Origin of the sequence: Mesorhizobium jarvisii, assembly GCF_003601985.1 — a bacterium.
Taxonomy (GTDB): domain Bacteria; phylum Pseudomonadota; class Alphaproteobacteria; order Rhizobiales; family Rhizobiaceae; genus Mesorhizobium; species Mesorhizobium jarvisii.
This window is the reverse complement of record NZ_QZXA01000006.1, coordinates 252,805-273,824: the sequence shown is the minus strand read 5'-3', so window position 1 is coordinate 273,824 and position 21,020 is coordinate 252,805. Positions and strand designations below refer to the sequence as shown.

At 64.1% G+C, this 21,020-nt stretch carries 19 protein-coding genes; 12 read left to right on the top strand and 7 right to left on the bottom strand.

All coding sequences use genetic code 11. The features are described 5' to 3' along the window. The 3 genes from D3242_RS17325 to D3242_RS17315 form a co-directional block, all read right to left on the bottom strand. Positions 1 to 708, bottom strand: coding sequence for a DUF4760 domain-containing protein (locus D3242_RS17325; protein WP_019861242.1), 708 nt, complete (start codon positions 706 to 708; stop codon positions 1 to 3). Next, positions 705 to 1,085: a hypothetical protein gene (locus D3242_RS17320; protein ID WP_019861241.1), complete on the bottom strand. Its 381-nt coding sequence runs from the start codon at positions 1,083 to 1,085 to the stop codon at positions 705 to 707. The genes D3242_RS17325 and D3242_RS17320 overlap by 4 nt, the downstream gene beginning before the upstream one ends. Positions 1,086 to 1,204: 119 nt before the next feature. After that, the gene (locus tag D3242_RS17315; protein WP_171880353.1) at positions 1,205 to 3,406 is read right to left on the bottom strand and encodes a caspase family protein; all 2,202 of its coding nucleotides are present in this window, start codon (positions 3,404 to 3,406) and stop codon (positions 1,205 to 1,207) included. Positions 3,407 to 3,651: 245 nt separating this feature from the next. Here D3242_RS17315 and D3242_RS17310 point away from each other — a divergent pair, with 245 nt between their 5' ends. Next, complete coding sequence (locus tag D3242_RS17310) at positions 3,652 to 4,056, top strand: Fur family transcriptional regulator (RefSeq protein WP_027047405.1); 405 nt, start codon at positions 3,652 to 3,654, stop codon at positions 4,054 to 4,056. 33 nt (positions 4,057 to 4,089) lie between these two features. Here D3242_RS17310 and polA read toward each other — a convergent pair whose 3' ends face one another. Further along, entirely contained in the window at positions 4,090 to 7,053 is a 2,964-nt protein-coding gene (polA, locus tag D3242_RS17305; protein WP_064980899.1) for a DNA polymerase I, read from the bottom strand. A gap of 444 nt (positions 7,054 to 7,497) precedes the next feature. On the opposite strand from polA, the gene D3242_RS17300 reads away from it, so the two are divergent. The 8 genes from D3242_RS17300 to D3242_RS17265 all read left to right on the top strand — a co-directional run bounded on the left by D3242_RS17300 (position 7,498) and on the right by D3242_RS17265 (position 14,582). Beyond that, positions 7,498 to 8,883, top strand: a complete 1,386-nt coding sequence (locus tag D3242_RS17300; RefSeq protein ID WP_064980898.1) for a M20/M25/M40 family metallo-hydrolase — start codon at positions 7,498 to 7,500, stop codon at positions 8,881 to 8,883. Positions 8,884 to 8,960: 77 nt separating this feature from the next. After that, positions 8,961 to 9,581: a ribonuclease D gene (locus tag D3242_RS17295; protein ID WP_019861235.1), complete on the top strand. Its 621-nt coding sequence runs from the start codon at positions 8,961 to 8,963 to the stop codon at positions 9,579 to 9,581. Between the two features lie 93 nt (positions 9,582 to 9,674). Next, positions 9,675 to 9,878, top strand: coding sequence for a hypothetical protein (locus tag D3242_RS17290; RefSeq protein ID WP_064980897.1), 204 nt, complete (start codon positions 9,675 to 9,677; stop codon positions 9,876 to 9,878). 108 nt (positions 9,879 to 9,986) lie between these two features. Beyond that, positions 9,987 to 10,241 (top strand): GlsB/YeaQ/YmgE family stress response membrane protein, encoded by a 255-nt coding sequence (locus D3242_RS17285; protein WP_019861233.1) that lies wholly within the window; start codon positions 9,987 to 9,989, stop codon positions 10,239 to 10,241. Between the two features lie 25 nt (positions 10,242 to 10,266). After that, positions 10,267 to 10,413: a hypothetical protein gene (locus D3242_RS17280; protein WP_019861232.1), complete on the top strand. Its 147-nt coding sequence runs from the start codon at positions 10,267 to 10,269 to the stop codon at positions 10,411 to 10,413. A gap of 320 nt (positions 10,414 to 10,733) precedes the next feature. Then, the gene (locus tag D3242_RS17275; RefSeq protein ID WP_019861231.1) at positions 10,734 to 11,114 is read left to right on the top strand and encodes a hypothetical protein; all 381 of its coding nucleotides are present in this window, start codon (positions 10,734 to 10,736) and stop codon (positions 11,112 to 11,114) included. A 355-nt stretch (positions 11,115 to 11,469) separates the two neighbouring features. After that, positions 11,470 to 13,740: a transglycosylase domain-containing protein gene (locus tag D3242_RS17270; protein WP_064980896.1), complete on the top strand. Its 2,271-nt coding sequence runs from the start codon at positions 11,470 to 11,472 to the stop codon at positions 13,738 to 13,740. An 89-nt stretch (positions 13,741 to 13,829) separates the two neighbouring features. Further along, positions 13,830 to 14,582 (top strand): SDR family NAD(P)-dependent oxidoreductase, encoded by a 753-nt coding sequence (locus tag D3242_RS17265; protein ID WP_019861229.1) that lies wholly within the window; start codon positions 13,830 to 13,832, stop codon positions 14,580 to 14,582. Positions 14,583 to 14,605: 23 nt separating this feature from the next. Here the strand turns inward: D3242_RS17265 and D3242_RS17260 are convergent, their stop codons facing one another. Beyond that, a complete protein-coding gene (locus D3242_RS17260) occupies positions 14,606 to 15,526 on the bottom strand; it encodes a zinc-binding dehydrogenase (protein ID WP_064980895.1) in 921 nt (306 codons plus the stop codon). A gap of 102 nt (positions 15,527 to 15,628) precedes the next feature. Between D3242_RS17260 and D3242_RS17255 the strand changes: the two genes are divergently transcribed. After that, a complete protein-coding gene (locus tag D3242_RS17255; protein ID WP_064980894.1) occupies positions 15,629 to 16,435 on the top strand; it encodes an AraC family transcriptional regulator in 807 nt (268 codons plus the stop codon). Here the strand turns inward: D3242_RS17255 and D3242_RS17250 are convergent, their stop codons facing one another. Beyond that, positions 16,436 to 18,220 (bottom strand): cation:proton antiporter domain-containing protein, encoded by a 1,785-nt coding sequence (locus tag D3242_RS17250; protein ID WP_064980893.1) that lies wholly within the window; start codon positions 18,218 to 18,220, stop codon positions 16,436 to 16,438. A 213-nt stretch (positions 18,221 to 18,433) separates the two neighbouring features. Further along, positions 18,434 to 18,883, bottom strand: coding sequence for a baeRF12 domain-containing protein (locus D3242_RS17245; RefSeq protein ID WP_019861223.1), 450 nt, complete (start codon positions 18,881 to 18,883; stop codon positions 18,434 to 18,436). 384 nt (positions 18,884 to 19,267) lie between these two features. Between D3242_RS17245 and cysG the strand changes: the two genes are divergently transcribed. Continuing rightward, a complete protein-coding gene (gene cysG, locus D3242_RS17240) occupies positions 19,268 to 20,719 on the top strand; it encodes a siroheme synthase CysG (RefSeq protein WP_019861222.1) in 1,452 nt (483 codons plus the stop codon). Beyond that, positions 20,716 to 21,009 (top strand): DUF2849 domain-containing protein, encoded by a 294-nt coding sequence (locus D3242_RS17235; RefSeq protein WP_019861221.1) that lies wholly within the window; start codon positions 20,716 to 20,718, stop codon positions 21,007 to 21,009. The genes cysG and D3242_RS17235 overlap by 4 nt, the downstream gene beginning before the upstream one ends. The last annotated feature ends 11 nt before the right edge of the window (positions 21,010 to 21,020 follow it).

Sequence of the window (21,020 nt, the reverse complement as noted above, 5' to 3'; positions counted from 1 at the left end):
CTATTTGGCTTCGCCCGCTGGTTGCCCGTTGCCAACATAGGCCTCGATCGCCGTGGCAAAAGTCGGCGAACCCGCCTTGCGCTGCTTGTCGACATAGCCGGCAAAATAGCTCCAGAAGGAGACGGCGTAGTCGCGGAAATAGGCATCGGTCACCTTGCGTGAGCACAGGTCGCCGTCGACGCAGAAGGACAGCCGGTTGAGGAAATAGACAATGCGGTCGAAATTCTCGCTGAAGTCGGCGAGCGGCATGTCGCCGCCGGAGGCGCTCATCGCCTCGATGCCGATGCGCTGGCGGAACACCTGTTCCTCGGTCGGCGAAGGATTGGCGCTGAGCAGATTGTCGTATTTGGCGTTGAGGGCGGCAAGGCGATCCTTCAACGCCCGTTGTGCCTGCTGATAGTCCTTGGTTTCCCAGAGCTCGACCAGGGACATGGTCTGCTCGACGCGCTTCTGCTCCTGGTTCGCCAGGAATTGATAGACCGAGAATGCCAGGGTGAAGATGATGGCGAAACGCACCAGCATGCCCGACCAGGCATAGACCAGCATGCGCCAGTCGCGATCGGTGAAGGGATTGCTCTCCTTCTTGATCTCATGGCTGCTCGGCCAAGGAAAACCTTCGGTGGTTTCCGGCAGCGTCTCCTTCGCCGCCGGCGCCTTTGCGGGCGCGGCCACCGGTGTCTGCTTTGTCGTGCCCCCCGGCTTCTTCATTTGCAGCTGTCCAGTTCGATGGTGGCGGAGGGATCAAGCACCACGCCCGGCGCTTCAAGCTGCTTTTTCAGACATGCCAGCTGCGGGCGCGAAACAATGAACTGCATGTCCGGCTCCGCCGGCGCCTTGTTCGGCGACGGCAAGGCCTCGACCACGCCGCGCGAGGCGCAGCTCGAGAGGTCGACCACCACCGCGTCACTGCTGGTCTTGGCGAACTGGTCGTACTGATCGAGGAAGCACGTCGCCAGTTCCGAATTGATGACCACCTGCTTGGCGCAAAGGCCGCATGTGTCCTGCGCAGACGCGTTGACGATCAGCAACAGGCCGCCGGCAAGTCCGGCAACCGTCGTGCGCCAGGAGAAAAAAGACTTCTTCACAATCGATCCTATCTGCTTCGTCAGTCGCTGAACCCTTGGCCGCGGCTGGGGATGTTCTCATATCGCGCCGATCGCGCAAGAGCCCGATATACCAGGCCGTGCGGCCTTGGAGCCGGAGTTCAGGCGCGCGGCACCGTCTCCATCGGGAAGATCATCACCGCCCCCTTCGGGCCGCTCTTGTCGGCAAGCCGCATCACCGAGCGGGTCGGCGGCGCCAAGCCGATATCGGCGAGCATGTCGGAGAAGCTGGCGGGGCCGAGGCCGCGCGTCATCGCCGCGACGCCGTCCTGCGCCAGGAAGCTCAAATCCTCCTTCTCGCTTTCCGGCGGCGCCTCGGTCAGCACCGCGATCATCCGTTCCATGCCGAAGCTGGTGTCGGTGAAGGCGAGCAGCCCTTCCTCCAGCGTGGCCTGCGGTGCCAGGCGTTCGGCGACGATGTGGGTGATCGAATAGTCGCTGCCGACATAGAGCACGTTGATGTCGACCAGCTGGTCCGAGCTGTTCTTGGCCAGCACATGCACCTCGTCGCCCGGCGAGACACGCGGCACCGCGGAAGCCTGCAGGGGCTCGAGACCATCCTTGTCGCGGCGCTTGACCTGGAACTGGACGTCGACATCCTCGGGCTTGTAGTCGGAGGCGGCCGCCAGACGCGACAGCCCGGTGGCGCGGAAGATGGTGCGCAAATTCCTGGTCGTGGCGTCGACCAGCTTCTGGCGGTCATCTGGATGGATAATGATCAGCGGCGGCTTGCTGCCGTCCTTCAGCGTCACGTCACCCGACGCCGGCAGGAACCACAGCGCCGGCTTGTCTGACGCGTCCTTGCCGGCGCCGGCAATGGCATTCTCGCGCATCACGGCAAAGCGCAGCTCGGCGCTCTTGCCTGGGTCGACCAGTTCGATGTTGAAGCCGGTTTCCTTGGCCGTGGCCAGTTCGTCGAGAACCGAATTGACGAGCTCGGCTTCTTTCTCCAGCCCCTTGGTCGGGGTCGGCCGCGCAACACTGAGCCTGTAGTCGACGGCGATCTCCGCCACCCGCGCATAGGCGTTGGCAGGAATATCGGCGAGTTTGAGTGCCGGCTTTTTCTCGAACTCGACCGGCTTGACGCGGCTTTCCAGGTTCTTGGCCGACTGCACCTCGACGTAGCCGACCGCGTCGGATAGCGACGACAGCGCCGACGGCAGGATGGCAAGCTTGCTGCCAGGCGTGAGGCGATGCAGCAGGCCCGCACCGATCGTCGCCTCGCCGTCCTTGACGACGATGGGCCACTGCATGACGGCGTCGGTCTTGTCGGTGCCGAAGACGCGGGCGTCGAGTTCGCCCTCGAACAGCGGCGTTGGCCGGGTGCGGCTGTCGGCTGAATATTGCTGCAGCACGGCCTGGCCGAGCTGGCGATAGGTAATGTTGGGGTTTTCGGCGAGCTTCGACAGGATGGTGAAGGTGAAGAGGCCGAAGCGCGGCGCATCCGCCGTGCCCTTGGGCAGCGGCATCTCCGGCGTCGTCTCCACCGTCTGGGCCGCATAGAAGGCGACCAGCTTGCCCTTGGTGATGGGTTCGCCGCCGGTCGGCGTCAGGTTGAAGGCGGGCTTGCGCGCGCCATTCTCGTCGAGGCCGCGCGAGGCGCTTGCGACCGTGTCCTCATAGGCCTTGAGGGTCGCCGCCCTTGCAGCCTCGTCGCCGCCCACCAGGTCGGCGAATTCGACCTTGCGCTCCAGTTCGTCGTCGACTTCGACGGCGCGCGTCGCGGTGCCGGAATGGCAGCAGTCGAAGACCGCCCAGACAAAGGCGCCTTTGTTGCGGATCGCGTCGAGCGCGTCGCCGATCTCATTGTCGACCAGCGCGTTCGGCACGCCGGCATCGCGATTGATCCATTTCTCGATGTCGACGGGCAGGAAGATCTCGTCTAGCCCGTCGGTCTCGTCGCCCTTGACCCTTTCGGGCTGCTGGGCGCCGTGGCCGGACAGATGCAGATAGACGAAATCGTCGCGCTGAACCTTGGCGGCAAGGTCGGCGAGTGCCGCCTTGATCGCCGCATGGGTCGGCAAGCCTTTGGCACCGGGCACGTCCTTGGCGAGCAGCGTGACGTTTTCGGGCGCGAAGCGTACCGGGTCGGGTACGTTCTTCAGCAGGTATTCGTGCACCAGGCCGGCATCGTTCTTCGGCCCGATCAGCCAGTTCCTTTGCGGCAGGGCAGGATATTCGGTGCAGGCGACCAGCAGCGCGTGATAGGTGCGCGATGCCGCCAGCGCCCGGAACGAGAGCGTACCGGCCGCCACGAGCGCGGACGTGCCGACAAGCAGCGTCCGGCGTGTCAATTTGATCATATTGCTTCCCCAAGCCCGATCGAATTTCCCAAGCGAAACCACCCTCGTCGAGGATTTTGTCAGTATTTTGAACGTCGCTGCGCCATCAAACCTGCCGTCGTCAAATGCGCCGGCACGTTATCGATCGGTCAGGGACAACAACAGAAGAGTAGCAAAGACGACGGTTCGTCGCTATCTGAATGGGATCAGGCGGTTTGCGCGGGCAAACAGCCTGGAGATGGCGCAGGACAAGTTGGAACCGGACCATGGCGGCAAGGGATGTGCTGACGAAGAACCAGTTGTGCGTGCTCGAGAAGCTCGAGACCGCCAGCGGACCGCTCAGCGCCTACACCTTGCTCGACCAGTTGCGCGAACGCGGTTTTCGCGCGCCGCTGCAGGTGTATCGCGCGCTCGACACGCTGGTGAAGTCCGGCTTCGTGCACCGGCTGGAAAGCATCAACTCCTTCGTTGCCTGCGCCGAGCCGCATGATCACAGCCATTCGATGACCGCCTTCGCCATCTGCGACACATGTGGGCAGGTGACCGAGATGTCGGACCATGATGTCGACCACCGGCTGAACGAATGGGTCCATTCGACCGGCTTCGCCGCCAAGAAGGCGGTCATAGAATTTCGCGGGACGTGCGCGAAGTGCCGGGCTGTGGCCGCTTAGGTCTTCTCTTCGTAGGATGACGAAGCGTTGGCGCTAATGCGCCTCATCCCAGTTGTTCGCGGCTCGCGCGTCGACATGGAGCGGCACCGACATTGAGACCGCCGGCATCGCCGCGTTTTCCATGACGTGGCGCACGACTGGGATCGTCGCTTCGACTTCGGCCTCGACCGTCTCGAAGATCAACTCGTCGTGCACCTGCAGCAGCATGCGGGCCGACAGTTTCGCCTTGTCCAGCGCTTCCTCCATGCGCACCATGGCGCGGCGGATGATGTCGGCGGCGGTGCCTTGCAGGCGGGCGTTGATCGAGGCGCGCTCGTTGAACGCGCGCAGCGACGGGTTCGAGGAGCGGATATCCGGGTAGTGGATGCGGCGGCCGAAGATGGTTTCGACAAAGCCATTCTCGCGGGCATAGGCCTTGGTCTCTTCGATGTAGTCGCGGATGCCGGGGAAGCGCTCGAAGTATTTCTTGATGTAATTGCTCGCTTCCTCGCGCGGGATCGACAGCTGGTTGGCAAGGCCGAAGGCGGAAATGCCATAGATGATGCCGAAATTGATCGCCTTGGCGCGACGGCGGACTTCCGAAGGCATGCCCTCCACGGGGACGTTGAACATTTCCGACGCGGTGATGGCGTGGATGTCGGCGCCGTCGGCGAAAGCCTGCCGCAGTTGCGGAATCTCGGCGACATGGGCGAGCACGCGCAGTTCGATCTGGCTGTAGTCGGCCGAGACCAGCCGGTTGCCCTTGTCGGCGATGAAGGCGGTCCTGATCTTGCGGCCTTCGGCGGTGCGCACCGGAATGTTCTGCAGGTTCGGGTCGGAGGACGACAGCCGGCCTGTCGTCGTCGCGGCCAGCGCGTAGGAGGTGTGCACGCGCCTGGTGTCGGGATGGATGAAGCCGGGCAGCGCATCGGTGTAGGTCGATTTCAGCTTGGTCAACTGGCGCCAGTCGACGATCTTGCGCGGCAGTTCGTGGCCTTCGGCGGCGAGGTCTTCCAAAAGCTGTGCCGAGGTCGACCATTGGCCGGTCTTGGTCTTGGAGCCGCCGGGCAGGCCCATACGGCCGAACAGGATATCGCCGAGTTGCTTGGGCGAGCCGATGTTGATGCGCTCGCCGATGAGCTGGTAGATCTCCTCTTCCAGCCGGGCGGCACCCTGCGCGAGTTCGCCCGAAAGCCTGGACAGGATCTGCCGGTCGACCGAAATGCCGCGCTGTTCCATGCGCGCCAGAACCGGCACCAGCGGCCGTTCCAGCCGCTCATAGACCGAGACCAGGCCCTTGGCGGCAAGCCGTGGCTTCAGCACCAGCCACAGACGCAACGTGATATCGGCGTCTTCGGCGGCGTGCGCCGTCGCCTTGTCGATGTCGACCTGGTCGAAACCGACCGAGCTCTTGCCGGAGCCGGTTACGTCCTTGAGCTGGAGCGGGGTATGGCCAAGCCATTTCTCGGCAAGCTGGTCCATGCCGTGACCGTGCGGGGTACCGGCATCGAGCACGTAGGAGATCAGCATGGTGTCGTCGAAGGGCGCGACATCGATGCCGTAACGGCTCATGATGACGAGATCGTATTTCAGGTTCTGCGCGATCTTGAGGACGGATTTGTCCTCGAGCAGCGGTTTCAGCACCGCCAGCGCCTCGCGGAGAGGTATCTGGTTTTCGAGCGCGCCGCCGCCGAGCAGGTCGCCACTGCCGCTCTTGTGGGCAAAGGGAATATAGCCGGCGCGGCCGGGCGCCGTGGCTATCGCCATGCCGATCAGTTCGGCCTGCATCGGATCGCCGGATGTCGCCCTGACGTCGAAGGCGGTGACGCCAGCCTCCCGCGCCTCGGCGACCCAGACTTTCAAGGTCGCGATATCGCGAATGCAGAGATAGGCCGCCGTGTCGATCCTGCCAGTCGCCGCGCGCTCCAGCCGCATGGCCGAGAGCAGGGAAGGGGTATCGCCTTGCTTGGCGGCGTCCACCGTCGGTGTAGTGGTCGCATCACCGTTGGCCTGGCCTGCCTCGGCACCGCTGCGGACCACAACCGGCGCTCCGGCGCCGACATCGGGGCCGTGGGCATGGTCGGCGCGCTCGACGATCACCGCGACGGCCTGGACGTCGCTGGCCTCGGTGCTCGTGGCTTCCGCCACGCGGCGGGTCAGCGAGGTGAATTCCATGGTCTTCAAGAAGCCGATCAGCTTCGGCCCGTCCGGGGCATGCAGGACGAAGTCGTCCAGCCCCTCGGCCACCGGCACGTCGTTCTTCAGCGTCACCAGCTGGCGCGAGATCAGCGCCTTGTCGGTGTTGGCGATGATCGATTCGCGCCTCTTGTCCTGCTTGATCTCGCCGGCGCGGGCGAGCAGCCCGTCAAGGTCGCCAAATTGCTCCAGCAGTTGCGCCGCCGTCTTCGGGCCGATGCCGGGCACGCCGGGCACATTGTCGACGGAATCGCCGGTCAGCGCCTGCAGATCGACCATCTTCTCCGGCGGCACGCCCCATTTCTCGATGACCTCGGGAATGCCGATCTGGCGGTCCTTCATCGGGTCGTACATGCCGACCGTATCGCCGACCAGCTGCATCAGATCCTTGTCGGAGGAGATGATGGTGGTGTCGCCGCCGGCTTCGCGGGCCAGCCGGCAATAGGTGGCGATGAGATCGTCGGCCTCGAAGCCTTCCATCTCGATGCAAGGCAGGTTGAAGGCCTTGGTCGCCTGTCGGATCAGGCCGAATTGCGGGATCAGGTCTTCAGGCGGCGCCGAACGGTTGGCCTTGTATTCGGGGTAGAGGTCGTTGCGGAAAGTTTTCGAGGAATAGTCGAAGATGACCGCGAAATGCGTCGGCACAATGCCTACATCGGTATTGCGGGCATCCTGCATCAGCTTCCACAGCATGTTGCAGAAACCGGAAACAGCACCGACAGGCAGGCCGTCGGATTTGCGCGTCAGCGGCGGCAGTGCGTGATAGGCCCGGAAGATGTAGCCCGAGCCGTCGATGAGGAAGAGATGATCGCCTTTTTTCATGCCGGCAGGGATAGCGCGGCGCGGTGGCTTGGTCCATGCCAAACACATCGCCAGATATCGGTTCCGTCAACACCCTGACAGATCGGGGCGTGCAAGCCCGATCACGGGCACGTTACAAAAGTGTAACGTTGGTGCCCTTGAATCGCCACGTTCAGAGACCCAAATACATGCCATCGGCAGTTTTCGCCGAAGTCCGGAGCAAGGCCCGTCCCCCGCCTATCCCGGACAACTGCGGCAGCCTATCCCCCCTCTCCGGGCTGCCGCATCGTTTCGAGTATGAGGCCGCCGTGGTTCCCCCTCCACCACGGCGGTCTTTTTTTGGCCCGCGGCAGCGGACTTTTTTGGCCTGCGGCGGCCGACTGGCGCCGTGGTCCAACACTCCCGGGCTTTTCGTTTCGCCGCTCTGCCTTTACGGTTCCGGCACTGAATCGAAAGGCTTCACAAATGTCCGCAGTTTCCTCCGTCCTCGACCGTCTCGACCAGAATCTCGACCAGAGCCTGGAGCGCCTGTTCGGCCTGCTCAGGATCAAGTCGATCTCCACCGATCCGGCCTATGCCGCCGACTGCCGCAAGGCGGCGGAATGGCTGGTGGCGGAGCTGAAGCTGATCGGCTTCGATGCCAGCGTGCGCGACACGCCGGGCCACCCGATGGTGGTTGCGCATCATGAGGGGCCGGCAGGCGCCCCACATGTGCTGTTCTATGGCCATTACGACGTGCAGCCGGTCGACCCGATCGAATTGTGGGAAAACGATCCGTTCGCACCAGCGGTGAAGGAGGTTGGGTCTGACCACAAGGTGATCACCGGGCGTGGCTCTGCCGACGACAAGGGTCAGCTGATGACATTCGTCGAGGCTTGCCGCGCCTGGAAGCAGGTGCATGGCAATTTGCCGTGCCGAGTCACCATCCTGTTCGAAGGCGAGGAGGAGTCCGGCTCGCCTTCGCTGAAGCCGTTCCTCGAGGCCAATGCCGCCGAGCTCAGTACCGATTTCGCGCTTGTCTGCGATACCGGTATGTGGGACCGCGAGACGCCGTCCATCTGCGTTTCGCTGCGCGGGATGGTTGGCGAAGAGGTGACGGTCAAGGCGGCTGACCGCGACCTGCATTCGGGGCTTTATGGAGGTGCCGCCGCCAATCCGATCCGTATTCTGGCCAAGGTGCTGGCTGACATCCACGACAAGGATGGCCACATCACCATTCCCGGCTTTTATGACGGTGTCGAGGAAACACCAACACAGGTGCTGAAGTCTTGGGAAAGTCTCGGCGAGACGGCCGAGACTTTTCTCGGCCCTGTCGGCTTGTCGATCCCTTCGGGCGAAAAAGGCCGCTCGGTGCTGGAACTGACCTGGGCACGGCCGACCGCCGAGTTCAACGGCATCATCGGCGGCTACACTGGAAAAGGCTTCAAGACGGTGATCGCGGCGGAAGCCTCGGCCAAGGTGTCGTTCCGCCTCGTTCACAAGCAGGATCCAAAGAAAATCCGCGCTGCCTTCCAGAAATTCGTCAAGGAGCGCATTCCGGCCGACTGTTCCGTCGAATTTCACCCGCATGGCGGCTCGCCGGCAATCCAGCTTTCCTATGACTCGCCGTTCCTGGCCAAGGCCAAGGACGCGCTGTCGGACGAATGGGAGAAACAGGCGGTCACGACCGGCAGTGGCGGATCAATCCCGGTTGTCGGCGATTTCCAGACCTATCTCGGTATCGAGTCCCTGCTGGTCGGCTTCGGCCTCGACGACGACCGCATCCACTCTCCCAACGAGAAATACGAGCTGTCGTCGTTCCACAAGGGCCAGCGCTCCTGGGCGCGCATTCTCGATGCGCTGACACGCTGAGCGGCGGAAAGTCGTTTTCCTGTTGATTTTTCACCGGATCGCGGCGAGGACGGGGAACGCCGCGACCGGAGAAGACCATGGCCGACATCCGTTTCCACAAGCATGATTTGCCCGACCTTTCGCATTACAACGTCGGGGCGGTAGCCATCGACACCGAGACGCTGGGTCTGAACCCGCATCGCGACCGGTTGTGCGTGGTGCAGATATCGCCTGGCGACGGCAGCGCCGACGTCATCCAGATCGCACCGGGCCAGAAGAAGGCGCCGAACCTCGTCAGCCTGCTGAAGAACCGCAACGTGACGAAGCTGTTCCATTTCGGACGCTTCGACATTGCCGTGCTCTACAACGCCTTCGGGGTGATGCCCGAGCCGGTGTTCTGCACCAAGATCGCTTCGCGGCTGACCCGCACCTATACCGACCGGCACGGGTTGAAGGACATCTGCTTCGAGCTTCTCGGCGTCGGTCTGTCCAAGGCGCAGCAATCATCGGACTGGGCGGCCGAAACGCTGTCGCCCGAGCAGCTCGAATATGCCGCCTCCGACGTGCTCTATCTGCACCGGCTGCGGGATGTGCTGGCCGGGCGGCTGGCGCGCGAGGGGCGGACCAAGGAGGCCGATGCCTGCTTCCGCTTCCTGCCGACGAGGGCCAAGCTTGACCTGATGGGCTGGGACGAAGAGGATATCTTCGCGCACAGCTGACGACTTGAGAGCCTGCTGGCCGGTGGCCGACTGGAACCAGACGCTGACCGCCGCGTTTTGTCGGCGCAGTTCAACGGCTAAATGGGGGATAGGATGGCCGACCGAAAGCCGATATCGACAGCTCCGACCGATGGCTCCAAGGTCTCCATCATGTGGCAGGACGGCGACGGCGTCATCAACGAATCCATCGGGCAATACCGTGATGATGGCTGGTGGGTCTACACCGACAGCCACACGCAAAAGAAGGTCGAGCCGACCAGCTGGCGGCCCGCTTCCAGCGACGACGACGATCAATGAGCGCCGCTGGCGGGGCCAGCTGCTTTCGAATAGCCTGAAGCCGTTGATATCGGGGCCGATTCGGAGCCTTCCGCTCCGCGCTCGCCCCCTTGCTCGGAGGAAATCGGCATGGGCGTAGAAAGCCTTCTCGTCTTCATCATCATCGGTGCCATCGCCGGCTGGCTTGCCGGTCTCATCGTTTCCGGTTTCGGCTTCGGCCTGATCGGCAACATCATCGTCGGCATCGTCGGCGCGTTCATCGCCGGCTGGCTGTTGCCGCGGATCGGCTTCTCCATCGGCGGCGGCATCATTGCTTCCATCATCCACGCCACGATCGGCGCCATCATCCTTCTGGTGCTGGTCAAGGTACTGAAACGAGCCTGAGGCTCCAAACGACAAAGGGCGCGCCATGAAGCAGAATACGCTCTATCTCATCATTGGCGCGCTCGTCGTCGTGGTCATCGCGCTCGGCGTCTATGTCTACCGCGAGCAGACCAAGCCGAAGGGTGTCGAGCTCAAGATTGACGACAAGGGCATTTCGATCCAGCAGAATTGAGCCTGCCGTCGACCGGCGGCGCGGCGCCGGCCGTCCTGTGCGGCAGGCCAGTCCTGCGGAAGTCGGCCCGAAGGCCTTGATATCGACCGGTCGAACAGCATCGTGGCGGTGACCTGCGAGGACCAGACGCTGGCCCTTTTGGCGCTGTCGTCGATACTCGGAGGAGTTGGAAATTGCCGGCAGGACGGGGCCATTGCATCGGCGTAGTGCGGGACGAGCGATTGTCCCGGCATGGAATTAGAATGACGGATCGGCGCTCCGGCGCTATAATGTCGACACAGGGCGTTTGGGATCAACCAACCTATTGCTAGGAGGTTGTCATGAAACACCAAACACTAGACCAACTGCATGCAGTGGCCGAGGTCAACATACAGCCGGTGATGAGCCGAACCCAACGTCTGATGCGTTGGGCCGAGCTTCTTGAACGTGAGCCCAGCCGGCTCCTGACCGCGCTTGCCGGGACTGAATACCGTGCGCCGGCGGAACGCGATGTCATGCGAGGCGATGGCTCGCCGATAGCGGTTGCCTTCACAGACCCCATATTGCACGACGAGGGTCTGAAAGACGACAGCTATGGCGAAGCCAAGCGCTTCTTCGAGCTGACCGACCATCAACTGCACGAGATCGTCTGCTACTGCCATGTCGGCGAGGTCATGCAATCGTCGAGGGCAGCGCTCTCGGTTCGTGCGGCGATCGGCTGACGCGTGCCCACCAGGTGATCGCCTGGTGACGAGTGATTTGGGACGCGGTCGAACGCGAGGCTGCGACCATTTGCGATCGCGCCCCAACACGGAACATGTCCGCGACCGCCTGGGTCGCGGCGAGGAATGGCTGGGCCTTGGCGCCCGGACAAAATGCTAGGCGAGGATTGTTCCATCGCGGCGGGCGCGACCGTTTGCTGGCGCCAAAATCAGGGCTCGAATAGCGCGATCACTGCCGGACCCCAGGCATTTGATTATCAATCGCTTTGAATTTTTCCGACTTAACCCGCCCTTAAATCGCCGCATCTACTCTGCAACCGGAGCGCCATAGGCACCGGGGACAGCAAGCGCAGGCATGGCGAACCGCAAAGATAGCCGCATCGAGCCCAGTTTCGAGGGACCGCCACAGGCGCGATCCCAGCCTGGTCTTTCGGTGAGCGAGGAGGACCGCGTCGTGCCGAGCAACCGCAAAGCCTCCGCAAGGCGCAAATCGTCGAAGGCGAAATCGTCGCGCGGCGGGCGTGGCAGGAGCCGGCGCGGCCTGTTCGGCGTGCTCGGCCGCCTGTTCTACTGGTGCTTCGTGCTTGCCATCTGGGGCGGCATCGCGGTGGCGGGCGTCGTCGTCTATTACGGTGCCAAGATGCCGGCGGCCACCACCTGGTCGATCCCCGACCGCGCCCCCAACATCAAGATCGTCTCGGCCGATGGCCAGTTGCTCGCCAATCGCGGCATGAGTGGCGGCGAAGCCGTCGGCCTGCACGAAATGTCGCCTTACATTCCCGAAGCCGTCATCGCCATCGAGGACCGCCGGTTCTATTCGCATTTCGGCGTCGATCCGATCGGCCTGTCACGCGCCATGGTGACCAACCTCATCGGCGGGCATTTCTCGCAGGGCGGTTCGACGCTGACGCAGCAATTGGCCAAGAATCTGTTCCTGAAGCCTGACCGCACGCTGGAGCGCAAGGTGCAGGAGGTGCTGCTGGCGCTGTGGCTGGAGCACAAGCACACCAAGGACCAGATTCTCGAAATGTACCTCAACCGGGTCTATTTCGGCTCCGGCGCCTTTGGTGTCGAGGCGGCTTCGCGGCGTTATTTCGGCAAGAGCGCGCGTGACGTCACGCTCTCGGAAGCAGCGCTGCTTGCGGGCTTGCTGAAAGCGCCGTCGCGGCTGTCGCCGGCGCGCGACCCAAAGGCCGCGGAGGAGCGTTCACAGCTCGTGCTCGCGGCCATGCGTGAAGAAGGCAAGATCAGCGACAAGGAGCTGAAGACAGCGCTCAGCGCGCCAGCGACGCGCGCGCCGTCCTACTGGACCGGCTCGGAAAACTATGTCGCCGACACGATCATGGAAGAACTGCCCGACCTGATCGGCGACGTGCGCGGCGACATCGTCATCGACTCCACCGTCGACCTGAACCTGCAGAAGCTCGCCGAGCAGTCGATCCGCCGGCTGATCGACGAAAGCGGCAAGAAGCTCAACGTCACCCAGGGCGCGCTGGTGTCGATCGACGATTCCGGCGCGGTGCGCGCCATGGTCGGCGGCTACGACTATTCGACCAGCCAGTTCGACCGCGCTTCCGAAGCGCGCCGGCAGCCGGGCTCGGCGTTCAAGCCGTTCGTTTATATGGCGGCACTGGAAGCCGGCCGCACGCCAGACAGCATCCGCAACGACGCGCCGATCAAGATCGGCAACTGGACGCCCGACAATTACGGCGGCAAGTATTTTGGCAAGGTCACGCTGGCGACGGCGCTGGCCAAGTCGCTGAACTCGGTCGCCGCGCAGCTGACCATGGAGGTCGGGCCGAACGCGGTGGTGGAAGCGGCGCACCGCATGGGCATCCAGTCCGAACTGCAGGCCAACACCTCGATCGCGCTCGGCACCTCGGAAGTGACGCCGCTGGAGCTGACGTCGGCCTATGTGCCGTTCGCCAATGGCGGCTACAAGCCCGATATCCACTTCATCCGCCGCATCACGACCGCCGAGGGCAAGGTGCTCTACGACAGCGGTGGCGGCAGCGCGCCGCGTGTGGTGAAACCCGAGATCGTCGGCATGATGAATTCGATGATGACCGGAACCGTCGAGGTCGGCACGGCCAAGAAGGCGGCCTTCGCTTGGCCGTCGGCCGGCAAGACCGGCACCAGCCAGAATTCGCGCGATGCTTGGTTCGTCGGCTACACCGCCAATCTCACCACTGGTGTGTGGTTCGGCAATGATGACGGCACGGGGATGAAGAAGGTCACCGGTGGAGCGCTGCCGGCGCAGGCCTGGCACGAATTCATGGTCGCCGCACACGAGGGCGTGCCGGTGCGGCCGCTGCCCGGCACCTGGAAGTCGACGCCGGCCGACACGATCGTGCCCGACGACATACCTTCGGCCGACAACAACCAGCCAGCGCCGGTCCCGTCCGCGTCGGTTGGCCAGCAGGCGCCGTCGGCACAGCCGACCCAGGCGGCAGCGCCGGCCCGCGTGGCGCGGCCTGCCCAGACCGTCGATGCCGATGGCTTCAACATGCCGGCGGACGACGGCACCACCGCTTCGGTCGGCCATCCGGTGCCGCCGGGCAATGTTGGCGGTCCGCTGAAGAAGAGGAAGCAGACCTCGATCCTGGATATTCTGGGCGGCGGCTGAGGCGGACGCTCCGGCAGTTCGCAGCGGCGTCAATCCGCCTCTCGCCAGCGCCACGGTGTTCGGCTACACCTCCGGCCGGAGACCGCGACATGGCTGAACTCGACACCCGAAAAACCATCGTGCTGACCGGCGCCAGCCGCGGCATCGGCCATGCCACGGTCAAGCGCTTTTCACGCGAGGGCTGGCGCGTCATCACCTGTTCGCGCCAGGCTTTCGCCGAGGATTGCCCGTGGCCGGCCGGCCCGGAAGACCATATCAAGGTCGATCTTGCCGATCAGGAAGATGTCGGCATCGCCGTCTCGGAAATCCGCCATCGGCTCGAAGCACATGGCGGCCAGCTCAATGCGCTGGTCAACAATGCCGGCATTTCGCCCAAGCTCAAGGACGGCAACAGCCGCATGAACTCGATCGACACGCCGATGCATGTCTGGCGCGACGTGTTCCAGGTCAATTTCTTCGCGCCAATCATGCTGGCGCGCGGCCTGTTCAAGGAGCTGGCGACGGCCAAGGGCTCGATCGTCAACGTCACCTCGATCGCCGGCACCCGCGTGCATCCCTTCGCCGGCACCGCCTATGCGACATCGAAGGCGGCTCTCGGCTCGCTGACGCGCGAGATGGCGCATGACTTTGGTCCGCATGGCATCCGGGTCAACGCCATCGCGCCAGGCGAAATCGACACGGCGATCCTGTCGCCGGGCACGGAAAAGATCGTCGAGACGATCCCGCTCAGGCGCCTCGGTACCACCGCCGAGGTCGCCGACATCATCTTCTTCCTGTGCTCGCAGCAGGCCTCCTATGTGACCGGCTCGGAAATCCACATCAACGGCGGCCAGCACGTGTGAGTGAGGACTTCGGCGGGGGTTGCTCATCCGGCGACCGTGAGAACAGCCTTGCCGCTGAAGCTGCGCTGCCGCAGGGAGTCCAGGGCCTGGGCGATGTCCGTCCATGGCACGGTCAAGGCGACGCGGGTTTCCAGCCGGCCGGCCGCGACCAGGGCGAGCAGCGCGGCAATGTCGGCGCCAATGCCTGAGCCGGACGTGTAGTAGGCGAAGGTCTGAAGCCTCGCTCCCTCATGGCCCGGAACGAACTGGCGGAAGCCAATGGGCGTGAGCTCGCCACTGCTTGAACCGAACATGACGATGGTCCCGCCGGGCGCGACGTGTTCGATCGCGCGGGCGAGGCTTTCGCCGCCGACCGACTCGGTGATCAGCGAAAATGGTCCCTCGGCCAGCTCGATCGCCTCGACCACCTGCTCGGCTCCGAGATCGCGGAGATCCCCGGCATGCCGGGCGGCGGCGACCGCGGTCACCAAGGCACCTTGTTCGCGGGCGATCTGGATCTGGAAACGGCCGACTGCGCCGCTCGCGCCGGTGATCAGCACCTTTTGGCCAGCCAGGTCACCGCCATGGCGCAACGTCCTCATCGCCGTCGTGCCCGCCACGGGGAGCGTGGCGGCGGAAACGAAGCCGACCTCATCCGGCAGGACGGCGAGACGGGCGGTCGGAACGGCGACGCGTTCGGCCCAGCCGGCCTCGTCGACCAAAGCCACGACCCGCGCGCCCTGGGCTGGCCCGGAGCCATCCGCTGCCGCCCGTTCGACGATCCCGACAATGTCCTGGCCGGGTATCCAGCCGTCCGCACGTATGGTGAGCAGGCGCAGTTCGCCGCGGTTCAACGAGGTTGCGCGGACGGCGACCAGAGCCTCGTTCGCGCAAGGCTGTGGCTCGTCCACCTCGGCGAGTTTCAGTCTGACGGCATTGTCGGAAGAGATGGTGAGCGCGAGCATGGAGTACACCTTTGCCAATTGGCGAGAACGGCTCGAGCCTACCGATTTATGCTGACGAATAATCTAGATATAAAGGCAATTCATCGCTAAAATCTGTCAATCATGAGACAGCCGCTCCGTTACCCATGGCTCGATTTCGACGTCGATGACATCGTTGCTCCGGCGATTGCCGTGCGCGTCGACGTCACCGAGACCAAGGCCGAGGTGTCGCAGCATTGGCACCGCAAAGGGCAACTCGTCTTCGCGCTCAGCGGCGGCGTCACCTGCCGCGTTCCCAGCGGCCTCTGGATGGTGCCGCCGCATTGCGGCGTGTGGGTGCCGAGCCGCATGCAGCACAGCAACATCGCGACGGCCAATGCGCGGATTTTCTTCGTCTACATCGAGCCGGGCGCGGCTGCGCTGCCGGATCGGTGCTGCACGCTTTCGATCTCGCCGCTGCTGCGCGAGCTTATCATCGAACTGTCGGACTGCGCGCCTGTTGACGCGCGGTGCGCTTTCCTGGGAAGCGTCCTGCTTGCCGAACTGCCTGATATGCCTCTCCAGCAATTGCATCTGCCGTTCTCCTCCGAGCCGCGCCTGAAGCGGATCGCCGAATCGCTGGCGAACGATCCTGCCGACCGCAGCACGTTGGCCGAATGGGGAAAACGCGTGGCGCTCAGCGAGAGCAGTCTTGCTCGTCTCGTCGTCAAGGAAACCGGCTTGAGCTTCGGCCGCTGGCGCCAGCAATTGCACTTGATCGTTGCGATAAGGGAACTGGCTTCGGGTGCCACCGTTCAGCGGGTTTCGGGTGATCTCGGCTATGAGTCCGTCACGGCCTTCATCACCATGTTCAAGAAGGCGCTCGGCAAGCCTCCCGCGCAATATCTCAGCAGCATCGCACGCAATGGCGGTTCTGCCTTCGTGGCGTGATCACGCGGCGGACGGTTCGGTCGCAGATGGCTTGTGACCGAGCACCTCCTCGACGATGCCGCGCGCGATTTCGCGCTCGCCCATGATCACCGCGTCGGCGCCGAGCCCCTTGAGATGCTCGACCTCGGCATCGGAATGGGCGCGGGCGACGACGTTGATGCCGGGATTGGCGGTGCGCGCCCTGAGCACGATCTGGCCGGCTTCGAACGCATTGGGGATGGCGAGGATCAGCCGGCTGGCGCCTTCGGGATTGGCGGCGGCGAACACTTCGGCGTTGGCGGCATTGCCGGCGACGCTCTCGACGCCATCGGCCTTCAGCTTGGCCAGTGTCTTGTCTGCGTCCTCGATGACGAGGAAGGGCAGCGCTGCTTCTTTCAGCGCCGCGCCGACAAGGCCGCCGACACGGCCATAACCGATCAGGATGGCATGGCCGGTAAGCGCCGTCTTCGGCGGCGGGCCGTCTTCCTTTCTGGCTGTTGCGGCGACCGAGGCGACCTGGCCCGGTTCGGTCGCCGGACCGACCGGCTTGGCGTCGGCCGGCGGCGCCGTCCTGGCGGCACGGGCCTCCAGCCATGGCTTCATCCAGTCGATGACCAGGAACATCAGTGGGTTGAGCACGATCGACAAGATGGCGCCGGCCAGGATCAGGTCGCGGCCCTGTTCTGGCAGAAGTTTCAGCCCGACGCCGAGTTCGGCCAGGATGAAGGAGAATTCGCCGATCTGGGCAAGGCTGGCCGAAATCATGAGGGCGGTCGCCAGGGGATAGCCGAAGGCGACGACGATGACGAACGCCGCCAGCGACTTGCCGATGACGATGATGGCCAGTGTCGCCAGGATCGGCAGGCCGTTGCTGAGCAGGCTGAACGGGTCGAACAGCATGCCGACCGAGACGAAGAACAGCACCGAGAAGGCGTCGCGCAGCGGCAGCGATTCTTCGGCCGCGCGATGGCTAAGCTCGGATTCGCTCATGATCATGCCGGCGAAGAAGGCGCCGAGCGCCAGCGAGACGCCGAACAGTTTCGCCGCGCCGAAGGCGACGCCGAGCGCAATGGCGAGCACCGAGAGACGAAACAGTTCGCGTGACCCGGTATGGGCGACGTAGTGCAGAATCCACGGAATGACCCGGCGGCCGACCACCAGCATGACGACGACGAAGGCGGCGACCTTGGCGAGCGTGATGCCGACGACGCCCCAGATGCCGTAGCTGGCCGGCAGCGACAGCAGGCCGCTCGAATGCACATCCGCCTGTTCCTGGCCACCCAGCACGCCGGCAAGGGCTGGCAGCAGCACCAGCGCCAGCACCATGGCCAGATCCTCGACGATCAGCCAGCCGACGGCGATGCGGCCGCGTTCGGTCTCGATCAGCCGGCGTTCCTGAAGCGCGCGCAGCAGCACCACGGTCGAGGCGACCGACAGCGCCAGGCCGAACACCAGCCCCGCGCCCATCGACCAGCCGAGCATCCAGGACAGTCCGGCGCCGAGTGCCGTGGCAAAGCCGATCTGGACGATGGCGCCGGGCACGGCGATGGCGCGGACCGACAGCAGGTCCTTCAGCGAGAAATGCAGGCCGACGCCGAACATCAAGAGGATGACGCCGATTTCGGCCAGTTCGTTGGCCAGGCCGGCATCTGCGACGAAACCGGGCGTATTCGGCCCGACCAGGACGCCGGCTACGAGATAGCCGACCAGCGGCGGAATGCGGAAACGGTTGGCGAGAGCCCCGAAGACGAAAGCCAGCCCCAGACCGGCGACGATGGTGGCGATAAGGGGCGTGTCATGCGGCATTGTCTATGGAGCGCCTTTCAAGTTTGCGATGTCGGATGTGCGCCGCCCTGAGCCGCCGCCTGTTTTGCAATATGGTGGAAGGGGTGACGGTGATGCAACCCGCAGGGTGCGAAAATCGACGGTGCGGCGGCAAAATGCTCGACCGGCGGCAGAGAGGCCGGCGGTCCGTTTCGCGCTCACTGTGGCATTGGCTTTGGGATCCATCGCCTGCGGTCAGGCTGCCTGCAGCATGGCCTCGATCTCGGAGATGGCGTGGTTGGTCATGGTTTTTGGAATTTCAGCCGTCACCTTGTCACCGACCGCCTTGTGCAGCTTCTTGCGCATGGCGCCGAGCATCACCGGCGGGGCGACAAGCACGATGCTGTCGAACTCACCACCATGGGCGAGTTTGTACAGGCGGGCCGCGATCTCTTCCGCGAAGCGTTCCTTGCCGATACGGTGCCAGTCGGTATCCTCGACAGCGCTGCGGTGCACGGACGGGCCGTCATTATACCGGCCGGGGCTGTCGCTTCCCTGTTCACGGGTGGGCGGGTTCTCCTGTTCCATCACCTGCACGACTTCGAGATTTGGAAACTTGTTGTCGCCGGCATTCTTGAGCAAGAGCGCTTTTTCACCGTCGGCCACCAGGACCCAGATGCCGTGCCTCAGTTTGATTGTGTCCATGAAAGCGCTCCTTTTTGATGAATGGCTACGCTGCGGAACGCGTATCAACCCGGCAACGTTCCAACCCCTCTCCCGCAAAGCGACGGCGGCGCCGCCGGCGGTTGAACGGGCGATCGGTAAGCGGGCGACATTAATCTACTGAGTTGGTAGAAATTAGAAAAAACTGTTTTGCCAGATAGGGGGCAGGTGGCTAAAAAGACCTGAAATCAAGGCTCGCTTCAGCGGCTTGAATCCGCCCGCACCCCAGATGTGGAATATTTTTCTCCTGCCTTTCGCAGTTGCGAAAAAGCGATTGCCTGCCATCACAGGATGCGCGAGTGCTTTGCTTCTGGTTTTTCGCGCCCGGGCGTAAAACTGCGACACTGTTCTCGGATTGCTTTTCCCATGCCGCAGGCCAATGCCAAGCTCAATGCCTTCCCCGTCTTCGTGCGGGTCGAGGGCGAAGCCGTGGCCATTGTCGGCGGTGGCGACGAAGCCCTGGCCAAGGCGCGGTTGATCGGACAGTCGAGCGCGGTGCTGCGCATCATCGCTCAAAATGCCGAGCCGGAGCTGCTTGCCTTCATCGCTCAGTCCGGCGCCAGCCATGTCGCGGCAGCTTATGACGCCTCGCAGCTGGAAGGCGCGGTCATGGTGTTTGCCGCCAGCGGCGATGAGACGCTCGACCGCCGCGTCGCGGCGGACGCGCGCGAGCTGGGCATTCCGGTCAATGCCGTCGACCGGCCGGAACTCTGCGACTTCTTCACCCCGGCGCTGGTCAACCGCGCGCCGGTCGCCATTGCCATCGGAACCGAAGGTGCCGGCCCGGTGCTGGCCCAGATGCTGCGGGGCCGCATCGATCAGATGCTGTCGCCATCGCTCGGTTCGCTGGCGACGCTCGCCGCTTCGCTGCGTGGGGCAGCCGAGAAATTGCTGCCGAAAGGCAATGCCCGCCGCCGCTTCTGGAACAGTTTTTTCCAAGGTGCGCCTGCCCATGCCGTGGAAGCCGGCCAGCTGTCGCAGGCCCATGACGCTGCCGTGGATCTGCTGTTGTCGAACGCACCCGCTTCGGGCCACATCGCGTTGGTTGGCGCTGGTCCGGGCGCCGAGGATCTGCTGACGTTGCGTGCGCATCGCCTGCTGATGGAAGCCGACGTCATCGTCCATGACGCGCTGGTGCCGGAGGCGGTCGTCGCCATGGGCCGCCGCGATGCCGAGCGTCTGCCGGTTGGCAAACGCAAGGGCTGCCACAGCAAGAGCCAGGCCGAAATCAACGCGCTGCTGGTGGAGCTTGGTCAGCAGGGCAAGCGCGTGGTGCGGCTGAAGTCGGGCGATCCGCTGGTGTTCGGCCGCGCCGGCGAGGAAATGGCGGCACTGCGTGATGCCGGTATCGCCTATGAGGTGGTTCCGGGCGTCACCGCGGCCTTTGCCGCGGCGGCCGATTTCGAACTGCCGCTGACCTTGCGCGGCGTCTCCTCATCCATGGTGTTCACCACCGGCCACGACCTCAAGGGCAATTCATTGCCCGACTGGGCCAAGCTCGCGATTTCCGGCGCCACCGTCGCCGTCTATATGGGCCGCTCGGTGGCGGCCGAAGTCGCCGGCCGGCTGATCGAAGCAGGCCTGTCGCCGGACACGGCGGTGGCCGTGGTCGAGAATGCCAGCCTGGCCAACCGGCGCCGTTTCCACGGCACGCTGGCTGACCTGCCGTCGCTGGAAGCGCGTGGCGATCTTTCCGGGCCGGTCATGACCATTATCGGCGATGCTGTCGCCGGCGCCAATTTTGAACGGTCCGAGCCGCTTGCGGCACATAGGAATGAAGGCGCGGCCAAAGCCGCCGCAGAGAGAGTTCAGCCATGAAGATACTGACCGCCAACCGCCTGACGGATGGCATCGCCGTCTGGTACGCCGATGGCGGCTGGGTTGAGACGGTGGGCCAGGCCGATCTTGCCCATGACAAGGCGGCCGAGGATCGCCTTGAGGCGATCGGCGCCAAGGCCTATGCCGACAATGAAGTGGTCGACGTCAATCTGATCGACGCGGAAGTCGTCGACGGTGTCGTCGAGCCGGTGCGGCTGCGTGAAAAGATCCGCGCCGCCGGCCCGACCATCCGCGGCGATCTCGGCAAGCAGGCCGAGCGGGCGGCGTAGCCAGGTTTTGA

Bases quoted from the DNA above. Each gene is read 5' to 3' on its own strand.
- D3242_RS17245 (WP_019861223.1), bottom strand. From the start codon at position 18,883: ATGGACACAATCAAACTGAGGCACGGCATCTGGGTCCTGGTGGCCGAC.
- D3242_RS17290 (WP_064980897.1), top strand. From the start codon at position 9,675: ATGGCCGACCGAAAGCCGATATCGACAGCTCCGACCGATGGCTCCAAG.
- D3242_RS17270 (WP_064980896.1), top strand. From the start codon at position 11,470: ATGGCGAACCGCAAAGATAGCCGCATCGAGCCCAGTTTCGAGGGACCG.
- D3242_RS17285 (WP_019861233.1), top strand. From the start codon at position 9,987: ATGGGCGTAGAAAGCCTTCTCGTCTTCATCATCATCGGTGCCATCGCC.
- D3242_RS17265 (WP_019861229.1), top strand. From the start codon at position 13,830: ATGGCTGAACTCGACACCCGAAAAACCATCGTGCTGACCGGCGCCAGC.
- D3242_RS17280 (WP_019861232.1), top strand. From the start codon at position 10,267: ATGAAGCAGAATACGCTCTATCTCATCATTGGCGCGCTCGTCGTCGTG.
- D3242_RS17295 (WP_019861235.1), top strand. From the start codon at position 8,961: ATGGCCGACATCCGTTTCCACAAGCATGATTTGCCCGACCTTTCGCAT.
- polA (WP_064980899.1), bottom strand. From the start codon at position 7,053: ATGAAAAAAGGCGATCATCTCTTCCTCATCGACGGCTCGGGCTACATC.
- cysG (WP_019861222.1), top strand. From the start codon at position 19,268: ATGCCGCAGGCCAATGCCAAGCTCAATGCCTTCCCCGTCTTCGTGCGG.
- D3242_RS17255 (WP_064980894.1), top strand. From the start codon at position 15,629: ATGAGACAGCCGCTCCGTTACCCATGGCTCGATTTCGACGTCGATGAC.
- D3242_RS17250 (WP_064980893.1), bottom strand. From the start codon at position 18,220: ATGCCGCATGACACGCCCCTTATCGCCACCATCGTCGCCGGTCTGGGG.
- D3242_RS17235 (WP_019861221.1), top strand. From the start codon at position 20,716: ATGAAGATACTGACCGCCAACCGCCTGACGGATGGCATCGCCGTCTGG.
- D3242_RS17310 (WP_027047405.1), top strand. From the start codon at position 3,652: ATGGCGGCAAGGGATGTGCTGACGAAGAACCAGTTGTGCGTGCTCGAG.
- D3242_RS17325 (WP_019861242.1), bottom strand. From the start codon at position 708: ATGAAGAAGCCGGGGGGCACGACAAAGCAGACACCGGTGGCCGCGCCC.
- D3242_RS17260 (WP_064980895.1), bottom strand. From the start codon at position 15,526: ATGCTCGCGCTCACCATCTCTTCCGACAATGCCGTCAGACTGAAACTC.
- D3242_RS17300 (WP_064980898.1), top strand. From the start codon at position 7,498: ATGTCCGCAGTTTCCTCCGTCCTCGACCGTCTCGACCAGAATCTCGAC.
- D3242_RS17315 (WP_171880353.1), bottom strand. From the start codon at position 3,406: ATGATCAAATTGACACGCCGGACGCTGCTTGTCGGCACGTCCGCGCTC.
- D3242_RS17275 (WP_019861231.1), top strand. From the start codon at position 10,734: ATGAAACACCAAACACTAGACCAACTGCATGCAGTGGCCGAGGTCAAC.